Origin of the sequence: Campylobacter sp. US50a, assembly GCF_004379015.1 — a bacterium.
GTDB lineage: Bacteria > Campylobacterota > Campylobacteria > Campylobacterales > Campylobacteraceae > Campylobacter_D > Campylobacter_D jejuni.
Genome location: NZ_RYYJ01000002.1, coordinates 112,125 through 128,166 on the forward strand (window position 1 = coordinate 112,125; position 16,042 = coordinate 128,166).

Annotated in this window: 17 protein-coding genes and 1 tRNA gene; 15 read left to right on the forward strand and 3 right to left on the reverse strand. The window is 30.7% G+C overall.

Translation table 11 applies throughout. The features are described from left to right. Positions 1 to 65 precede the first annotated feature (65 nt). Genes flgP through ELQ11_RS01955 form a run of 15 tightly spaced genes read left to right on the forward strand, consistent with a single transcriptional unit; the run spans position 66 to position 14,017 of the window. Positions 66 to 581 carry a flagellar assembly lipoprotein FlgP gene (gene flgP, locus ELQ11_RS01885; RefSeq protein WP_002870585.1) on the forward strand — a complete coding sequence of 172 codons (516 nt, stop codon included), beginning with the start codon at positions 66 to 68 and terminating at the stop codon, positions 579 to 581. Further along, positions 557 to 1,006 (forward strand): flagellar assembly protein FlgQ, encoded by a 450-nt coding sequence (gene flgQ, locus ELQ11_RS01890; protein ID WP_134225123.1) that lies wholly within the window; start codon positions 557 to 559, stop codon positions 1,004 to 1,006. Before flgP ends, flgQ begins: the two co-directional genes overlap by 25 nt. A gap of 56 nt (positions 1,007 to 1,062) precedes the next feature. Continuing rightward, the gene (gene flgR, locus ELQ11_RS01895) at positions 1,063 to 2,364 is read left to right on the forward strand and encodes a fla regulon two-component system response regulator (protein WP_002867162.1); all 1,302 of its coding nucleotides are present in this window, start codon (positions 1,063 to 1,065) and stop codon (positions 2,362 to 2,364) included. After that, positions 2,364 to 3,395, forward strand: a complete 1,032-nt coding sequence (locus ELQ11_RS01900) for an aspartate-semialdehyde dehydrogenase (protein WP_134225124.1) — start codon at positions 2,364 to 2,366, stop codon at positions 3,393 to 3,395. Before flgR ends, ELQ11_RS01900 begins: the two co-directional genes overlap by 1 nt. An 8-nt stretch (positions 3,396 to 3,403) precedes the next feature. Beyond that, entirely contained in the window at positions 3,404 to 3,910 is a 507-nt protein-coding gene (locus tag ELQ11_RS01905; protein WP_002852919.1) for a YqhA family protein, read from the forward strand. 51 nt (positions 3,911 to 3,961) lie between these two features. Next, a complete protein-coding gene (locus tag ELQ11_RS01910) occupies positions 3,962 to 4,153 on the forward strand; it encodes a mini-MOMP protein (RefSeq protein ID WP_002861753.1) in 192 nt (63 codons plus the stop codon). Positions 4,154 to 4,161: 8 nt separating this feature from the next. Continuing rightward, the gene (locus ELQ11_RS01915) at positions 4,162 to 4,596 is read left to right on the forward strand and encodes a c-type cytochrome (protein ID WP_002853959.1); all 435 of its coding nucleotides are present in this window, start codon (positions 4,162 to 4,164) and stop codon (positions 4,594 to 4,596) included. Positions 4,597 to 4,626: 30 nt separating this feature from the next. After that, the gene (locus ELQ11_RS01920) at positions 4,627 to 5,742 is read left to right on the forward strand and encodes an ABC transporter substrate-binding protein (RefSeq protein ID WP_052949350.1); all 1,116 of its coding nucleotides are present in this window, start codon (positions 4,627 to 4,629) and stop codon (positions 5,740 to 5,742) included. A gap of 21 nt (positions 5,743 to 5,763) precedes the next feature. Then, positions 5,764 to 6,873: an ABC transporter substrate-binding protein gene (locus tag ELQ11_RS01925; RefSeq protein WP_126214214.1), complete on the forward strand. Its 1,110-nt coding sequence runs from the start codon at positions 5,764 to 5,766 to the stop codon at positions 6,871 to 6,873. An 18-nt stretch (positions 6,874 to 6,891) separates the two neighbouring features. After that, entirely contained in the window at positions 6,892 to 7,788 is an 897-nt protein-coding gene (locus tag ELQ11_RS01930; protein WP_126214212.1) for a branched-chain amino acid ABC transporter permease, read from the forward strand. Beyond that, positions 7,788 to 8,840, forward strand: coding sequence for a branched-chain amino acid ABC transporter permease (locus ELQ11_RS01935; protein WP_126214209.1), 1,053 nt, complete (start codon positions 7,788 to 7,790; stop codon positions 8,838 to 8,840). The genes ELQ11_RS01930 and ELQ11_RS01935 overlap by 1 nt, the downstream gene beginning before the upstream one ends. Further along, complete coding sequence (locus ELQ11_RS01940) at positions 8,837 to 9,607, forward strand: ABC transporter ATP-binding protein (protein WP_126214207.1); 771 nt, start codon at positions 8,837 to 8,839, stop codon at positions 9,605 to 9,607. Before ELQ11_RS01935 ends, ELQ11_RS01940 begins: the two co-directional genes overlap by 4 nt. Beyond that, positions 9,594 to 10,289, forward strand: coding sequence for an ABC transporter ATP-binding protein (locus tag ELQ11_RS01945; RefSeq protein WP_126219426.1), 696 nt, complete (start codon positions 9,594 to 9,596; stop codon positions 10,287 to 10,289). The genes ELQ11_RS01940 and ELQ11_RS01945 overlap by 14 nt, the downstream gene beginning before the upstream one ends. Before the next feature lie 17 nt (positions 10,290 to 10,306). Beyond that, a complete protein-coding gene (ccsA, locus tag ELQ11_RS01950) occupies positions 10,307 to 13,552 on the forward strand; it encodes a cytochrome c biogenesis protein CcsA (RefSeq protein ID WP_070252683.1) in 3,246 nt (1,081 codons plus the stop codon). Positions 13,553 to 13,567: 15 nt separating this feature from the next. Further along, positions 13,568 to 14,017: a hypothetical protein gene (locus ELQ11_RS01955; protein ID WP_072223893.1), complete on the forward strand. Its 450-nt coding sequence runs from the start codon at positions 13,568 to 13,570 to the stop codon at positions 14,015 to 14,017. Positions 14,018 to 14,019: 2 nt separating this feature from the next. Here ELQ11_RS01955 and ELQ11_RS01960 read toward each other — a convergent pair. From ELQ11_RS01960 to tgt, 3 genes are all read right to left on the reverse strand, one after another. Further along, positions 14,020 to 14,096, reverse strand: a tRNA-Arg gene (locus ELQ11_RS01960). Positions 14,097 to 14,148: 52 nt separating this feature from the next. Beyond that, positions 14,149 to 14,916 carry a magnesium transporter CorA family protein gene (locus ELQ11_RS01965; protein WP_052949354.1) on the reverse strand — a complete coding sequence of 256 codons (768 nt, stop codon included), beginning with the start codon at positions 14,914 to 14,916 and terminating at the stop codon, positions 14,149 to 14,151. Between the two features lies 1 nt (position 14,917). Next, the gene (tgt, locus tag ELQ11_RS01970) at positions 14,918 to 16,039 is read right to left on the reverse strand and encodes a tRNA guanosine(34) transglycosylase Tgt (protein ID WP_002861746.1); all 1,122 of its coding nucleotides are present in this window, start codon (positions 16,037 to 16,039) and stop codon (positions 14,918 to 14,920) included. Positions 16,040 to 16,042 lie beyond the last annotated feature (3 nt).

A 16,042-nucleotide genomic window follows, 5' to 3' on the forward strand; every position in this document is an offset into this window, starting at 1 on the left:
AAGTTTAAAGTTGGAACGCTTATTGCTTTTTATTTTACTAATTACAATATTTTGAAGGTGTAAAAATGAAAAAAATTTATTTTATGCTAGTAATAGCAGGAATTTTCGCTGGTTGTGTACCAAGTGCAAACAGTGCAACTAAAAATTCAAGTGCAAATAGCACTGCTCCATCTCAAGATGTTATCGTGCAAAAAGTCGATAAAGATGATGTGCGTGATATTATCAGAGAAGAAAAAATGTTGGCTCCAGATGCTAGCGAAACGGAACTTAGTTTTACAGCAGTTGGTGAAGGAATTGCTCCAATGAATACAGTTTCTACTGCTCAAGCCCTAGCTTTAGCAAAAAGAGCAGCGATTACAGATGCTTACAGACAGCTTGCAAGTAAGCTTTATGGTGTGAAAGTAAATGGTAAAGACACTGTAAAAGATGCAATGCTTAGAAGTTCAACTATTACTGCGCAAGTAAATGGTTTGATTAAAAATGCAAGTATTATTGATGAGAATTTTAATCAAGGGCTTTATAGAGTAAACTTAGAACTTAAAATCGATGCAGACAAGTGGAAAGAATTGTTTGCTTATTAATCTTTTTTAGCTTTAAGCTTTTTGCCCAAGATGAATTTATTTTTTGGGCAGAGCTTTCTAGTAAAAATTTCATTCTCTTTCATCAAAATCAAAATTTATCCTTAGCAATGACGCAAAGTGAAAATACTAAAGAACAATGGGTATGTGAAATTTCTTATAGTGTTCAAGATTTAAAAGTTTTACCTCGAACTTCTTTAGGATTGATTGATGATAATATGCCAAAAATAACTAAATTTAATTTTTTAAATTCTCATAAAGATGAGTTAAGTGATTGCTTTATAGGAGCTAGAATCAGTGTTAAGGATATTGTTAATACCGACTTATTACGTGCCCAAAGTGAAACCTATGTTAAAATTTTACCCTTACGTTTTACCGTGGAATTTGGCGAACAAAATGCGATAATTTATTATCTTAAAAAAAAGTAAATTCAAAATTAAGCGCAAATTAGATACTATAGCAGAAATTTTTTAAAAGGCTTAGGATGAATTTAGTCATAGTAGAAGATGATATTAATATGCGTAAATCCTTAGAAATTGCATTAGCAGAGTATGAAGAATTTAATATTAAATCTTACAAATCTGCCACTGAGGCTTTAAAAAAAATAGATGAGAATACAGATTTGATTATTACAGATATTAATATGCCAGGAATTGATGGCATAGAATTTGTTAAAGCCTGTGAAAATAAATATGATTTTATTATTATGACAGGAAATGCTACTTTAAGCCGTGCTATAGAAGCGGTTCGTTTGGGAGTAAAAGATTTTCTAACCAAGCCTTTTGATGTTGATACTTTAGTCGAGGCTATTAAGCGTGCTAAAATCATAAGAGAAAAAACAGCCGATAAAAAAAGCAAAAAAAATGAAAAAAAAGAAGAAAATAAAGATTTTTTTTCAACTTCTCCTAATTTAGAAAAAACATTAAATTTAAGTCAAAAAGCGGCTAAAACTGATGCTTCTGTAATGTTTTTTGGAGAGAGTGGAGTAGGAAAAGAGGTATTTTCTCGTTATATTCACACTCATTCTAAACGCTCTAATAAGCCTTTTGTTGCTATTAATATGGCAGCCATTCCTGCAAATTTGATTGAAAGTGAGCTTTTTGGTTTTGAAAAAGGTGCTTTTACTGATGCCAATGCAACTAAAATAGGGCTTTTTGAAATGGCTAATGAGGGCACTTTGTTTTTAGATGAAATTGGCGAAATGCCTTATGAAATTCAAGCCAAACTTTTAAGAGCTTTGCAAGAAAAAGAAATTACGCGACTTGGAAGTACGAAAAGCATCAAAATAGATGTAAGAATTATCAGTGCAACTAATGCAAATTTAGATGAAAAAATAAAAAATGGCGAATTTCGTTCAGATTTATATTATCGTTTAAACACTGTTCCTATTAATATCCCACCTTTAAGAGAGCGCAAAGAAGAAATTTTAGGTATAGCTCAAAAGGTTTTAGAAGATACTTGTAAAGAATATGATTTTAAGGAAAAACAGCTCAGCCAAGAAGCTAAAAATGCTTTACTTGAATATGATTTTCCTGGTAATATTAGAGAATTAATATCCGTTGTACAAAGAGCTTGTATTTTAAGTGAAAATGATGAAATTTCAAGTGAAGATTTGTTCTTAGAAGCTAGAAGCATAAAAAAAGATGTAAAGAATTTAGAGAAAGAATTGATTTGTGAAGTTCTTTTAAGTGTAGATTATGACAAGGATCAAGCTTCTCAAATTTTAGGTATGGATATAAAAATTTTAAATGAAAAAATTAAAAAATATCAAATAAAGGATAAGTAATGTTAAAAAAACAAAAAATAGCCATTGTGGGTGCTACTGGTGCGGTTGGGGAAGAGCTTTTAAATGTTTTAGATGAACTTGATTTCCCAGTGGAAAGTATTTTACCTTTAGCAAGTGCAAAAAGTGTAGGTAGTGAAGTAGAATTTAAAGGCAAAACTTATAAAGTCAAAGAACTTACTGAAAATGTATTTAAAGAAAATCCTATTGATATTGCTTTTTTTAGCGCAGGTGGAAGTGTGAGTGAAAAATATGCTAAATTTGCAGTAGAATCGGGTGCTGTTGTTATTGATAATACAAGTCATTTTAGAATGGAAAAAGATGTTCCTTTGGTGGTTCCTGAATGCAATCCTGAGGATATTAAAGATTGGAAAAAAACAGGGATTATTGCTAATCCAAATTGTTCTACTATACAAATGGTACAAGTTTTAAAACCTTTAAATGATGCATTTAATTTAAAGCGTGTTGATGTAAGTACCTATCAGGCTGCAAGTGGAGCAGGAAAAGAAGGAATGCAAGAATTGGTTGAAGCCATGCAAAGTTTTTTTGCTTTTAAACTTGATGAATTTGAACCTCAAACTTTTCCTTATACTTTAGCACTTAATCTTATTCCACAAATTGATGTTTTTATGGATAATGATTACACTAAAGAAGAACTTAAAATGGTCAATGAAACTCAAAAAATTTTACATAAAAATTTAGAAGTTTCAGCAACTTGTGTAAGAGTGCCTGTTTTAAGAAGTCATAGCGAAGCCATTACTATGCATTTTGAAAAAGAAATAGATGTAAAAAAAGCTAAAGAAATTTTAGAAAAAGCACCAAGTGTTGTTGTCATAGATGATCCTAAAAATAAAAAATACCCTATGCCTTTAATGACTAGCGATACTAATGAAACTTATGTAGGAAGAATTCGTGCTGATGTGTATGATAAAAAAATACTCCATCTTTGGTGTGTGGCAGATCAAATTCGTGTAGGTGCTGCAACAAACGCTGTGCGTATTGCGCAAAAATGGTTAGAATTAAAAAATAAATAAGGAAAAAAATGTTAGAGAAAATATTTGAATCTTTACTTGTTAGAAGTCGTATTGTTACAATTTTACCCGTAATTTTTGGTTTAATTGGAGCTTTTGTATTGTTTTTTATTGCAAGTTATGATGTTTTAAAAGTTATATTTTATACTTATAATTATTTTTTTGATGCAGGTTCTAATGTGGATTTGCATGAGGATGTGGTGGCTTTGATTATAGGAGCTGTTGATCTTTATCTTATGGCTTTAGTTTTGTTTATTTTTTCTTTTGGAGTTTATGAGCTTTTTATCAGTGAAATAGAAGAATTTAAACAAACAAAACAAAGCAAGGTTTTAGAGGTGCATAGCTTAGATCAATTAAAAGACAAGCTTGCAAAAGTTATCATTATGGTCTTAGTGGTAAATTTCTTTCAAAGGGTTTTACAGATGAAATTTGCTACTCCTGTGGATATGGCTTTTCTTGCTGGATCGATTTTAGCTCTTTGTGTAGGACTTTATTTTTTACATAAAGGTGGTCATTAACAAGGATTATCTTTTTTTGATATAATCGTTTTTTGTGTTTAAAGAATAAAAATGAAAAAAATGTTTTTAATTGGTATGATTTTAAATCATTTTGTTTTTGCAGCTCCGTTAGATGAAGTCTTTAAAGATATAGAAGTTTCAGGGACTGTTCGTTATCGCTATGATATTAAAAAAGAAAAAAAATACAACAAAAAAACACATAGATATCAAAATAAAACACAAACGGAAATTACAATAAAATAAGGAAAATCATGATTATACGATGGTTGTTTATTAGTTCAATATTTGTTGTTGCGCTTTTTGGTATTAACTTGAAATCATTTTTTACTTATACCTTTGATGCAAATAAGCAATATGATATGGAAAAAGCGAAGGCTTTGTATTTTCAAAATAAATGCAATACTTGCCATGGAGATAATGCTGAAAAGAGTGTTATAGGATCTAGAATTTTAAAAGATATGTCTCCTGAGGATATTAAAGGAGCTTTGATAGGTTATACTCTTGATAGTAGCAGTTCTACAACAGCTTCTCAAATGGCTTTTTATGCTAGAAATTTAAGCCACGAGGATATAGATAATATTATTGCTTATATTAAAGGTGGAAATTTTGCGCTTGATTTGCAAGTAAAAGACCTTCTTGAAGAAGAACCTGCGCAAAAAACAAAACATAATATATTTCTAAAATAAAATGTAAAAACTATAATTAAAAGGAATGCTATGAAAAAACTAACTTTAACTTTAAGTGTTTTAACTATGGTAAATTGCTTATATGCTAAGGATATTAATATAGGAGTAGTTTTACCTTTAACTGGAACTGTGGCAGCTTATGGGCAAGATGTTTTTAACGGAATTGAACTGGCTAATAAGCTACAACCAAAACTTTCAAATGGAGATGTTATTAAACTTATCACAATAGATACAAAAGGAGATAAGCTTGAAACTTCAAACGGAGTTAATCGTTTAATAGCAACAGATAAAGTCCTTGGGATTATTGGTGAAGCTACAACTCCAAATACTATTCAAGCTATTTCTATAGCAGAAGAGAAAAAAATTCCCCTAATAGCTCCAGTGGCATCTGGAGATAAATTGCTAGATAAAAAGAAATATGCAAGTAGAGTTTGTTTTAAAGACAGTTTTCAAGGAGATAAATTTGCTACTTATGTATCTAAGGATTTAGGGCTTAAAAATGCTGTTATCATCATAGATCAAAGCAATGTTTATTCTTTAGGTTTGGCAAGAGCTTTTGAAAATTCTTTTAAGAATAATGGTGGGAAAATTATAAAAAAACTTGTTATTAATTCAGGAGATAAAGATTTTAGAGCTGTGGTTTCTCAACTTAAGAGTTTAAATCCTGATTTTGTTTATATGCCTATTTATCATCCTGAAGCTGCTTTAATTGCGAGACAAGCAAGACAAATTGGTTTTGATAAACTTTTAGCAGCAGGAGATGGTGTTAATAATCAAACTTTTATAGATCTTGGCGGGAGTGCTGTTAATGGAGTAATTTTCACTGATAGTTTTGATTATAACAATCCATTTACACAATTAGGAAAAGATTTTGTTGCAGCTTATGAGAAAGTTAAAGGAACAAAAGAACTTCCAGCATTTTCGGCTATGGGGGCTGATGCGTATTTTGTAATGTTGAATGCTATGAATGCTTGCGTTGATAATCTTAGCAGTGAATGTATTAATAGCAAAATTCATCAAACTAAAGATTTTCAAGCTGTTGGTGGTGTGATTAGCATAGATGAAAGCGGTAATGCTATTCGTTCTGTTGTGATTAAAGAAATTCAAAATCAAAAACAAAATTATAAAACAATTATAAATCCATAATTACTAAAATAAAGGTAGAGAATGAAAAAAAGTTTAATTTTAGCAAGTATTCTAGGTTTAAGTTTAAGTGCTGCGGAAGTCAAAATAGGAGTTGTTTTACCACTTAGCGGAGCTACTGCAGCATATGGACAAAGTGCACTAGAAGGGATTAAACTTGCAAATTCAATGCAATCAACTTTAAGTAATGGAGATAAGGTTTCTCTTGCTATTATTGATACTAAGGGTGATAAATTAGAATCTTCGAGTGGAGCAAATCGTTTAATTTCTCAAGATAAAGTTATAGGTCTTATAGGGGAAATGGTTACTGCTAATACATTGCAAGTTATGCGCGTAGCAGAAGATAATAAAATTCCATTGATCGCTCCTGCTGCAACTGGCGATAGATTGCTTGATAAAAAAATATATTCTTCTCGAGTATGTTTTATGGATAGTTTTCAAGGTTCATCTTTAGCAAAATATGTTTTTTCAAAACTTAATTACAAAAGTGCTGTTATTGTGGTAGATCAAAGCACTGACTATTCTTTAGGTTTAGCAAAAGCTTTTGAAAAACAGTACAAGTCTAATGGTGGTCAAATTCTTAGAATTTTAAGAGTTAATTCAGGTGATAAAGATTTTAGAGCTATTGTAGCTCAAGTTAAAAGTTTAAATCCAGAATTTATTTTTTTACCGCTTTATTATAGTGAAGCTTCTTTATTTGTAAGACAATCAAAACTCGCAGGTTTAAATATTCCTATGGGCTCTGCAGATGGAGTTGCTGATCAAACTTTTATTAGTTTAGCTGGAGATGCAAGCGAGGGTTATATTTTCACAGATAGTTTTGATGCTAATAATCCAACTACAAAATTAAGCAAAGAATTTATCAGTGTTTATGAAAAAGCTAAAGGAACAAAAGAAGTTCCAAATTTTTCGGCTATGGGTGCTGATGCGTATTTTGTAATGCTAAATGCTATGAATGCTTGCGTTGATAATCTTACTAGTAAGTGCGTCAATGAAAAAATTCACCAAACTAAAAATTATCAAGGTGTTTCTGGTGTTATTAGCATTGATCAAACAGGAAATGCAACTCGTTCTGTAGTGGTTAAAGAAATTAAAAATCAAAAGCAAAATTATAAAGATATTATCAATCCTTAAAGGAAAAATAGAAAGATTATGGATTCTACTTTATTTTTACAACAACTTGTTAATGGGCTTAGTTTGGGTAGTATGTATGCTCTTATTGCTGTTGGCTATACTATGGTTTATGGCGTGTTAAGACTTATTAATTTTGCTCACGGCGATATTATGATGGTTGGTGCTTATGCAGCTCTTTTTTGCATGACTAATCTAAATGTTCCTTTTCTAGGAGCTTTGTCTTTAGCAATGATTTTTGCTGCCTGTGTTGGAATAGCTACAGATAGAATTGCTTATAAACCTTTAAGACAGGCTCCTAGAATTTCATTGTTGATTACAGCAATTGGTATTAGTTTTTTCTTGCAAAATCTTTTTAATATGCTTTTTACTTCAACACCTAGAACTTTTACACCGCCAAGTTATTTTGAGGAAAGTGTTAATTTTGATGGAGTGATAACAACTTATGGTTCTTTAATGGTTCCTGCTCTTACATTTGTTATTTTAATAGCAGTGTTATGGATTTTATATAAAAGCAAATATGGTATAGCTATTCGTGCTTTGGCATTTGATATACAAACAGTAAATTTAATGGGTATAGATGCAAATCGTATTATTGCTATAGTTTTTGCCCTAGGTTCAGCTTTGGCAGCAGTTGGGGGTGTTTTTTGGGCCGCAAATTATTACTCTGTCGAACCTACTATGGGAACTTTAATAGGTTTGAAAGCTTTTGCTGCTGCAGTTTTAGGAGGTATAGGTTCTGTAGTAGGTGCAGTTTTAGGTGGACTTATTATAGGATTTACTGAAGTTGTTGTTGTGGCTTTTTTTCCAGATTTATCAGGTTTTAAAGATGCATTTGCTTTTATTTTTTTGGTGTTTATATTGTTATTTAGACCTACGGGAATTTTAGGTATAAATTTTGAAAAGAGTAGGTTTTAATGATGGTTAAAATTAAGGTTTCGCATTTAATCTTTTTGATTGCTTCAATTATTTTTATTTTCATTTCTCCTTATATTTTTGGGGACTATGGATTAAATATTGTTAATCAAATTGCTATTTTTATTATTTTGGCTGTGAGTTACAACCTTATTAATGGTGTAACTGGACAATTTTCACTAGAGCCCAATGGATTTGTTGCGATTGGAGCTTATGCGGCTGCTTTAGTTCTTTTAAGTGCTGATGCGAAAAATGATCAGTTTTTTTTAGATGGTCCTAGTTCTTTTATTTTAGCTATCCATTCAAATTCCTTTATTCTAGCTTTAATTGTAGCTGGAATTTGTTCATCTTTACTTGCCCTGATTTTGGCTTTTGCTGTATTTCGCGTGAGAGGGGATTATTTAGCTATTGTAACTTTAGGCTTTGGAATAATTATTAAAATAGCTGCTATTAATTTTCCTTCTATTACTAATGGCTCAAGAGGACTGGTAGACATTCCACAATTTTCCACGATCTATTGGACGGGTGGTATTGCTATTGTAGCGGTTATTTTAATTTTAAATATAGTTTATTCTAAATATGGTCGTGCAATGAAGGCTATAAGAGATGATGAAGATGCTGCAAGTGCTATGGGAATAAATACTTTTTGGATAAAAACTTTAGCTTTTAGCACTTCGGCATTTTTAGAAGGTGTAGGTGGAGGACTTTTAGCTTGTCTGTTGACTACTGTATCTCCAACTCAATTTGATTTTTTACTTACTTTTCAGCTTTTGATTATTATTGTTTTGGGTGGACTTGGTTCTACTACAGGTGCTATTATAGGTGCGATATTGGTTATTGGTGGAAGTGAGTGGCTTAGATTTTTAGATGAGTTAAATATAAAAATAGATTCTTTAAATCTTGATATCCAATCAACACCAGGACTTAGAATGGTTGTTTTTTCTATTGTTCTGATTTTAGTAATGCTTTTTGCAAGAAAAGGTATAATGGGTTATTATGAGTTGAGTGATGTGGTTAGAGGGATTAAAAAGCGTTTTAAAAGGAGTAAAAAATGATTTTGGAACTAAAACAAATTTCAAAAAGTTTTGGTAGTGTTAGGGCTATCAATGAAACTTCTTTTAAAATCAATGAGGGTGAAATTTTTGCTTTAATTGGACCTAACGGGGCTGGTAAAACAACTCTTTTTAATATTATAACAGGTAACTATAAACCTAGTTCAGGTTCGGTTGAATTTCTAGGAGAAAGAATTGATCACTTAAAACCTCATAAAATTGTGCATTTAGGAATAGCTAGAACATTTCAAAATATTAGACTTTTTTCAAGTATGAATGTGCTTGAAAATGTTCTTATTGGTTTTAATAAACAAATGAAATATAATATTTTTGAAGCCTTTTTGCATTTAGGACGTTTTGGAAAAATAGAACAAGTATTTAAAGAGAAGGCTTATGCAATATTAGAAGAACTTGGTATTGCAGAATTTGTTCATGAAAAGGCTACTAGCTTAAGTTATGGACAACAAAGAAAAGTTGAGATTGCAAGAGCAATGGCTACTCGGCCAAGATTATTATTGCTTGATGAGCCAGCCGCTGGGATGAATAGCTCTGAGAGCGATGAACTTGCTGAGCTCATTTTTAAATTACGAAAAGATTATAAAATTAGCGTTTTACTTATAGAGCATGATATGAAATTTGTAAATAAATTGTGTGATCGCGTATTGGTGCTTGATTATGGAAAAACAATTTTTGAAGGTAAACTTTGCGATGCTGTAAATCATAAAGAAGTAATTGCTGCGTATTTAGGGGATTTTGATGCTAATAGTTAAAGATTTGCATGTTTATTATGGATTAATTGAAGCTGTTAAAGGGATTGATTTTAAAGTGGAAACAGGTCATATTGTTTCTCTTATAGGTTCAAATGGAGCAGGTAAAACTTCAACTTTAAATGCGCTTTTAAACTCAGTTAAAAGAACTGGTGAGGTTAATTTCTTAGGTTATGATACTAAAAGGCATTTAACTCATACTTTAGTTCAAAAAGGTATAGCTTTAGTTCCTGAAGGAAGGCGTGTTTTTATCAATTTAAGCGTAGAGGAAAATTTAAAAATAGGTGCTTTTAATAATGCTGAAAATTATGAGCATTTAAGAGAGCAAATGTATAAACTTTTTCCAAGACTTGCAAGCAAAAAGCATGCTTTAGCTGGAACATTGAGTGGAGGGGAAGCGCAAATGCTTGCGATTTCAAGGGCTTTAATGAGTGAACCAAAACTTTTGATGTTGGATGAGCCTTCTTTGGGACTTGCTCCAAAGATTGTGGGTGAAGTTTTTGATATTATTGTGCGTTTAAAAGAAGAGGGTATAACTATTCTTTTGGTAGAGCAAAATGCTTATTCTGCATTAAAAATAAGTGATTATGCTTATGTTTTGGAAAATGGTTGCATTGTAATGGAAAACGAGGCTAAAAATTTAATAGGTGATGATGAGATTAGAAAGAAATATTTAGGGCTTTAAAATTTAAAGGAAAAAGAATGAAAAATATAATAAAAAGCATAGGGGATTTAAGAGTTTCGGTTGTATTGTTTTTGCTTTTTGCGCTTTTTTGTGCTTTGGCAACTTTTATTGAAAGTGCTTATGGAACTCCTACGGCTTGGGCAATGGTTTATGATACTTTTTGGTTTGAATATATACAACTTTTACTTGGTATTAATTTACTATGCGGGATGTTTCGTTATAAAATGTTTGGGCTTAAAAAATTGCCTTTAATGATTTTTCATATTTCTTTTTTATTTATTTTAGTGGGTTCTGCAATGACAAGATATGCTGGTTTTGAAGGTATTTTACCTATTAGAGAGCATACTCAAAATTCACTTATAGAAAGTTCTAAGACTTCTTTGCGTATTTCTGCTATAAAAGATGGAGAACGCTATAGTGCGGTTAATGATCGTTATATAGGAAATTTGCCTTTTGCTAATTCTTTTAAACTAAAACTTAATTTAGGTGATGATCAAGCTGTATTAAAATATAAAGATTTAATCTTAAATGCTCATTATACTTATAAAGAAAATAATAATTCTGATCCTTTATTGGTTTTAATGCTTTCTCAAAAAGGATCTCAAGGTGTTGATGTTAAATTTGAAAAAGGTGAAGTTAAGAATATAGAAGGGGTTAACTTTGCTTTTATGAATGATAATGTTAAAGCACCTTTTGTAAAAATTGACGAAAATTTAACTTTAAGTTCAAGTGAAAACTTACATTTTCTAAGTATGTTAGATGGACAAAATTTAGACCTTAAAATTGGAGAAAAGGCAAATGCTAAGGAAAGAAGGCTTTATGAAATTAATGATATTAGTTTTGTAGTTAAAGCTGCTTCTTTGCATGCGCAAGAAGCTTTAGAAGGCTCCAATAGACCTCAAGATGAAAGTTTTTGGTTATGGTTTAAATCTGCTTGGTTGGAAGTGGGTAGAACTATGTTGATTTCTACTTTTGGCGAGCCTCAAAATTGGAAAAATTCTTTATTGTTGCATTTTAAAGATTTTGCCTTAAGCAATGAGAATAAAAACTTAGAATTAACTGGCTCTAATGCTTTAAAATTAGAATTAAGCTATAAAAATGAAAGTAAAGAATTTTATATTTTTGAATATAATAAACCTATTATGATAGAACTTGCAGGTCAAAAATTCTTTATTTCTTGGGCGCTTTCTTATGAACAATTGCCTTTTGATATTTATTTAAGAGATTTTGTATTAGATCGTTATCCAGGTTCTATGTCTCCAGCTTCTTATGCAAGTGAAATTACTGTAAAAAATAATAATGAAAATTTTGATTATAGAATTTTTATGAATAATGTTTTAGATTATGATGGCTATAGATTTTATCAAAGTTCTTATGATCAAGATGAAAAAGGGACTGTTTTATCTGTAAATAAAGATCCAGGCAAAATACCAACTTATATAGGTTATTTTTTGCTTTGTCTTGGAATGTTTATGAATTTTTTAAATCCTCATTCTAGATTTAGAACTTTGGCAAGATTAATCAATAAAGACACTTTAAAACATACAAGTGTGATTATTTTTATTTTATTGCTATCTTTTGGTTCTGAAAAGACTTTTGCTCAAGATTTAAATTCAACCTTACCTGTGGTAAATACTAATCATGCTAAAGCTCTTGCTACTTTAATAGTTCAAAAATCAGCAGATGGAAGAATGGTGCCTTTTGATACGCTATCAAGAGAAATTTTAGAAAAAATTCATCAAAGCGATAGCTATAAGGGTCAAAATTCTAACGCTGTTATGCTTTCCATGCTTGTTGATGTAAATAAATGGCAAATGGAACCTTTTATTTTAATGCCACAAAATCAAGCAGTTCGTGATGCTATTGCAAATATTTTAGAAATTCCTAGCGCTAAATATATTTCTTATAAAGATTTCTTTGATGAGAATAATCGCTATAAACTTCAAAAATATGTTGAAAATGCAAATCGTAAAAACCCAAATGCAAGAGGAGTTTTTGATAAGGAAATTATAAAACTAGATGAAAGAGCTAATGTTGTAAATTTAGTTTTTAGTGGTGAATTATTTAAATTTATTCCTGTTCAAAATAATCCAAATAATGTTTGGCTTGCACCTTTTTCTGCTGTAACTACTCTTAAGGGGGATGAAGGGCATATCGTTTGGGCTTTAATACAGAATTATTTTAGTGCCGTGGAAAATGCTTTTAAAGATGGCAATTGGACTAGAGCTGATGAAGGCTTGAAATTTATCAAAGAATATCAAGAAAAAATAGGATATAAAGTCATGCCTAGTAAAACCAAGGTTGAAATGGAAATTTTTTCTAATAAGGCTGAAATTTTCGTTAAACTCGCTCCTGTATATTTAATTGCGGGTTTTTTACTTTTGATTCTTGTTTTTTCTAAAATGGTCATACCGAATTTAAAAATCTCTTTTATATTTAAAGTGGTATATGTTTTAAATGTTTTAGCTTTTGTAATTCATACATTAGGTCTTGGACTTCGTGCTTATTTATCAGGTCATGCTCCATGGAGTAATGGCTATGAAAGTATGGTGTATATAGCTTGGGCATTGTCTTTGTCGGGTATATTTTTCTCTAGAAAAAGTCCTATAGCCTTGTCATTAACTTCTATTTTATCCGGTGTTGTATTAATGGTTGCACATTTAAGCGAAATGAATCCGCAAATTACAAATCTTGTTCCAGTGCTCAATTCTTATTGGCTTAGTATTCATGTATCCGTTATTACTGCTAGTTATGGATTTTTAGGACTTTGTGCCTTACTTGGTATCTTTACACTGTTCTTAATGTGTTTTCTTAAGAAAGATGGAAAATATAATCTTAATATTTTGAGAAATATTACAGAGGCTACAAGAATTAATGAAATGGCAATGATTTTTGGACTTTGTTTGCTTACTGTAGGAAATTTTTTAGGTGCAATTTGGGCAAATGAAAGTTGGGGGAGATATTGGAGTTGGGATTCTAAGGAAACTTGGGCTTTGGTTAGTATTTTGGTTTATGCAGCAATTTTGCATCTTAGAATGATTCCAAAATATTGTAATCAATTTGTGTTTGCTTTATGGAGTATGTTTGCTTATTGGGTTATTATTATGACTTATTTTGGAGTAAATTACTTTTTAACAGGACTTCATTCTTACGCTGCAGGCGAAGCGGCTCAAATTCCTAATTATGTTTATTGGGGATTTGCGTTGATGGTGGTTTTAGCTCTTTTTGCAAGAAGGAATCGAAATTTTGTAGGCAAACTGTAAATGAGCCATATTTTTTTGGTTATTTTTTGTGCTGCTTTAGCGCTTTTATTGTTTTTAGGCATAATTGCTTATCTTATTACAAGTGATGGCAAAAAAACAGTTAAAAAGCAAAAAACTAGCCAAAAGCAGCATGTAGCTGAAAAGACTAAAAAAATTGATACAGACTTAGATAAAATGATAATTGCTGCTTCCGATGTTAAGCTAACAGATGTTGAATTAAAAGAACTTGCCAAACTTTATGTGCAGACACATAAACTTGGTTCAAAAACTTCTAAAGAATTAGATGAAGCAACAAAAAAGAAACTAGAATTTGTTTCTGCTTTGGCTACAAATATTAATGCAAGTGCACAAACAGTCAGTTACTTAAATAAAGAACTTAAGAAAATTTCTGGATCTTACAAAAAAGAAATTGATGCTTACGAGCATATGGGATTAGCTAAAAGAAAAATTAAAGAAGATAAATAATATGGTGCGCTCAAGAGGATTCGAACCTCTGGCCTTTTGAACCGCAATCAAATGCTCTATCCAGCTGAGCTATGAGCGCAAAAATAAGTTAAAATTATATATAAATATTCTTAAAATAAGCAAAATTTTGCTTATTTTGTTTGTTTTTTAGCTTTTTTACCTTCATCTAAATCAAATTCTTTAGTCTTTTTTGAATGATAAAATATAAAACCTACAATCAAAATACAGCAAATCAAAGAAAAAATATAAAGTGTGCCATAAGGGCTATCTTTGAAAAAAAGATTATTAGTATTCATTCCAAAAAATCCTACGATCAAATTTAAAGGCAAGAAAATAGAAGAAAGTATACTTAAAAGATAAATACTTTTATTCATTTTTTCATTTTTAATTGCACTTGTTAATGTATAAAGAGTATCAACTCTTGCTAGATGTTCTTTGGTGTTTTTACTTAAGATGCCGATGGATAAATTTAAAATTTTTAAATGTTTTTTGTATTGTGCTTGTTCACTAAGCAAAAGATTGAAAGCTTCGCTTAGAAGATTAATTTGCTTTAGATTTTTGTTGATTTTTTGTCTTAACACAAAGGATTTTTTGTAAAAATTTTTAACAAAACCACCTTTTAAGATAATACCTTCTTTGTGCTCTAAAAGGTTTTGAAAATGAGTATTTTGTACTTTAAAATCTTCTAAAATGGATTTAATAAAATTTGAAAATTCTTCTATGCTAGAAAGCTTAAATTCTTCATCTTGAAGTTTATAAATTTTTTCATCGTTAAAAAGCCAAGTTTCCAAATTTAATCCCACGTAAACAAAAATTTTTTGTCCATAAATTTCGCTATAGAAAGTTTCTAAATTCTTTGCTTGCAGGATTTTTTTTAGATTTTCGTGTAGCTCTAGCATTTTATTTGCCTCTTAAGTGATAAAAATTTCTTTTAAATTGCGTAAAAGAATTGTTTAAAATTGCCTCACGCATCTTTCTTGCAAGTTCAAGATAATAATGTAGATTGTGTAAACTTGCCAAACGAAAAAAAGTAAGTTCTTTAGCTTTAAAAAGATGGTTTAAATAACCCCTTGAAAAATTACGACAAGTATAACATGAGCAAGTAGGATCTATGGCTTCATGATCGTTGATAAATTCTGCTTTTTTGATATTAAATTTTCCAAAACTTGTGAAAAATGTTCCATTTCTTGCATTTCTAGTTGGCATCACACAGTCAAACATATCTACTCCTCGCTCAACATTTTCCACCAAATCTTCAGGCGTTCCTACACCCATTAAATATCTTGGACGATTTTCATCTAGATAAGGGTTTAAGTTTTGTACTGTTTCATACATCAAGGCGTTTTCTTCGCCCACGCTAAGCCCACCTATAGCTAAACCATCAAATGGCATTTCGTTTAAACTTAAAGCACAACGCTTTCTTTCTTCATAATTTGTACCACCTTGGATAATACCAAAAATATTTTGCCCTATACCTATACCTTTATTTTGCATACTTTTATGATAAGCAATAGCCTCTTTTGCCCAAAATATAGTACGATCAACAGAAATTTTAACCCTTTCTTTGGTTGCGGGTAGAGCTACTAAATCATCTAAAATCATCATAATATCAGAGTTAAAATCATATTGAGTATCTAAAACACTTTTTGGAGTAAAAAGATGACGACTCCCATCGATGTGACTTTTAAATTCTATGCCTTCATTAAAATGTTTGGAATTTTTACTTAAAGAAAAAGCTTGAAAACCACCACTATCGGTTAAAAAACTTCTATCAAATTTCGTAAAACCATGCAAACCTCCAAAATCTTTTACCACTTTGGAAGTTGGACGCAAGTACATGTGGTAGGTATTTGCTAAAATAATTTTTGCATCAAGCTCGTTTTTTATATCATTAGCATCAAGACTTTTAACCGCTCCTACTGTGCCAACAGGCATAAAAACAGGGGTTAAAAAAGTGCTGTGCGCGGTAGTGATTTCACAAACCCTTGCCATTCCATCTTTATGCTTTAATTTAAATTCCATTTG

What these genes read in the sequence shown, in the direction of transcription:
- ccsA (WP_070252683.1), top strand. Translation starts at nt 10,307, where the DNA reads ATGAAAAATATAATAAAAAGCATAGGGGATTTAAGAGTTTCGGTTGTA.
- ELQ11_RS01925 (WP_126214214.1), top strand. Translation starts at nt 5,764, where the DNA reads ATGAAAAAAAGTTTAATTTTAGCAAGTATTCTAGGTTTAAGTTTAAGT.
- ELQ11_RS01930 (WP_126214212.1), top strand. Translation starts at nt 6,892, where the DNA reads ATGGATTCTACTTTATTTTTACAACAACTTGTTAATGGGCTTAGTTTG.
- flgR (WP_002867162.1), top strand. Translation starts at nt 1,063, where the DNA reads ATGAATTTAGTCATAGTAGAAGATGATATTAATATGCGTAAATCCTTA.
- ELQ11_RS01910 (WP_002861753.1), top strand. Translation starts at nt 3,962, where the DNA reads ATGAAAAAAATGTTTTTAATTGGTATGATTTTAAATCATTTTGTTTTT.
- ELQ11_RS01940 (WP_126214207.1), top strand. Translation starts at nt 8,837, where the DNA reads ATGATTTTGGAACTAAAACAAATTTCAAAAAGTTTTGGTAGTGTTAGG.
- ELQ11_RS01935 (WP_126214209.1), top strand. Translation starts at nt 7,788, where the DNA reads ATGATGGTTAAAATTAAGGTTTCGCATTTAATCTTTTTGATTGCTTCA.
- ELQ11_RS01905 (WP_002852919.1), top strand. Translation starts at nt 3,404, where the DNA reads ATGTTAGAGAAAATATTTGAATCTTTACTTGTTAGAAGTCGTATTGTT.
- ELQ11_RS01920 (WP_052949350.1), top strand. Translation starts at nt 4,627, where the DNA reads ATGAAAAAACTAACTTTAACTTTAAGTGTTTTAACTATGGTAAATTGC.
- ELQ11_RS01900 (WP_134225124.1), top strand. Translation starts at nt 2,364, where the DNA reads ATGTTAAAAAAACAAAAAATAGCCATTGTGGGTGCTACTGGTGCGGTT.
- ELQ11_RS01965 (WP_052949354.1), bottom strand. Translation starts at nt 14,916, where the DNA reads ATGCTAGAGCTACACGAAAATCTAAAAAAAATCCTGCAAGCAAAGAAT.
- ELQ11_RS01915 (WP_002853959.1), top strand. Translation starts at nt 4,162, where the DNA reads ATGATTATACGATGGTTGTTTATTAGTTCAATATTTGTTGTTGCGCTT.
- flgP (WP_002870585.1), top strand. Translation starts at nt 66, where the DNA reads ATGAAAAAAATTTATTTTATGCTAGTAATAGCAGGAATTTTCGCTGGT.
- tgt (WP_002861746.1), bottom strand. Translation starts at nt 16,039, where the DNA reads ATGGAATTTAAATTAAAGCATAAAGATGGAATGGCAAGGGTTTGTGAA.
- ELQ11_RS01945 (WP_126219426.1), top strand. Translation starts at nt 9,594, where the DNA reads ATGCTAATAGTTAAAGATTTGCATGTTTATTATGGATTAATTGAAGCT.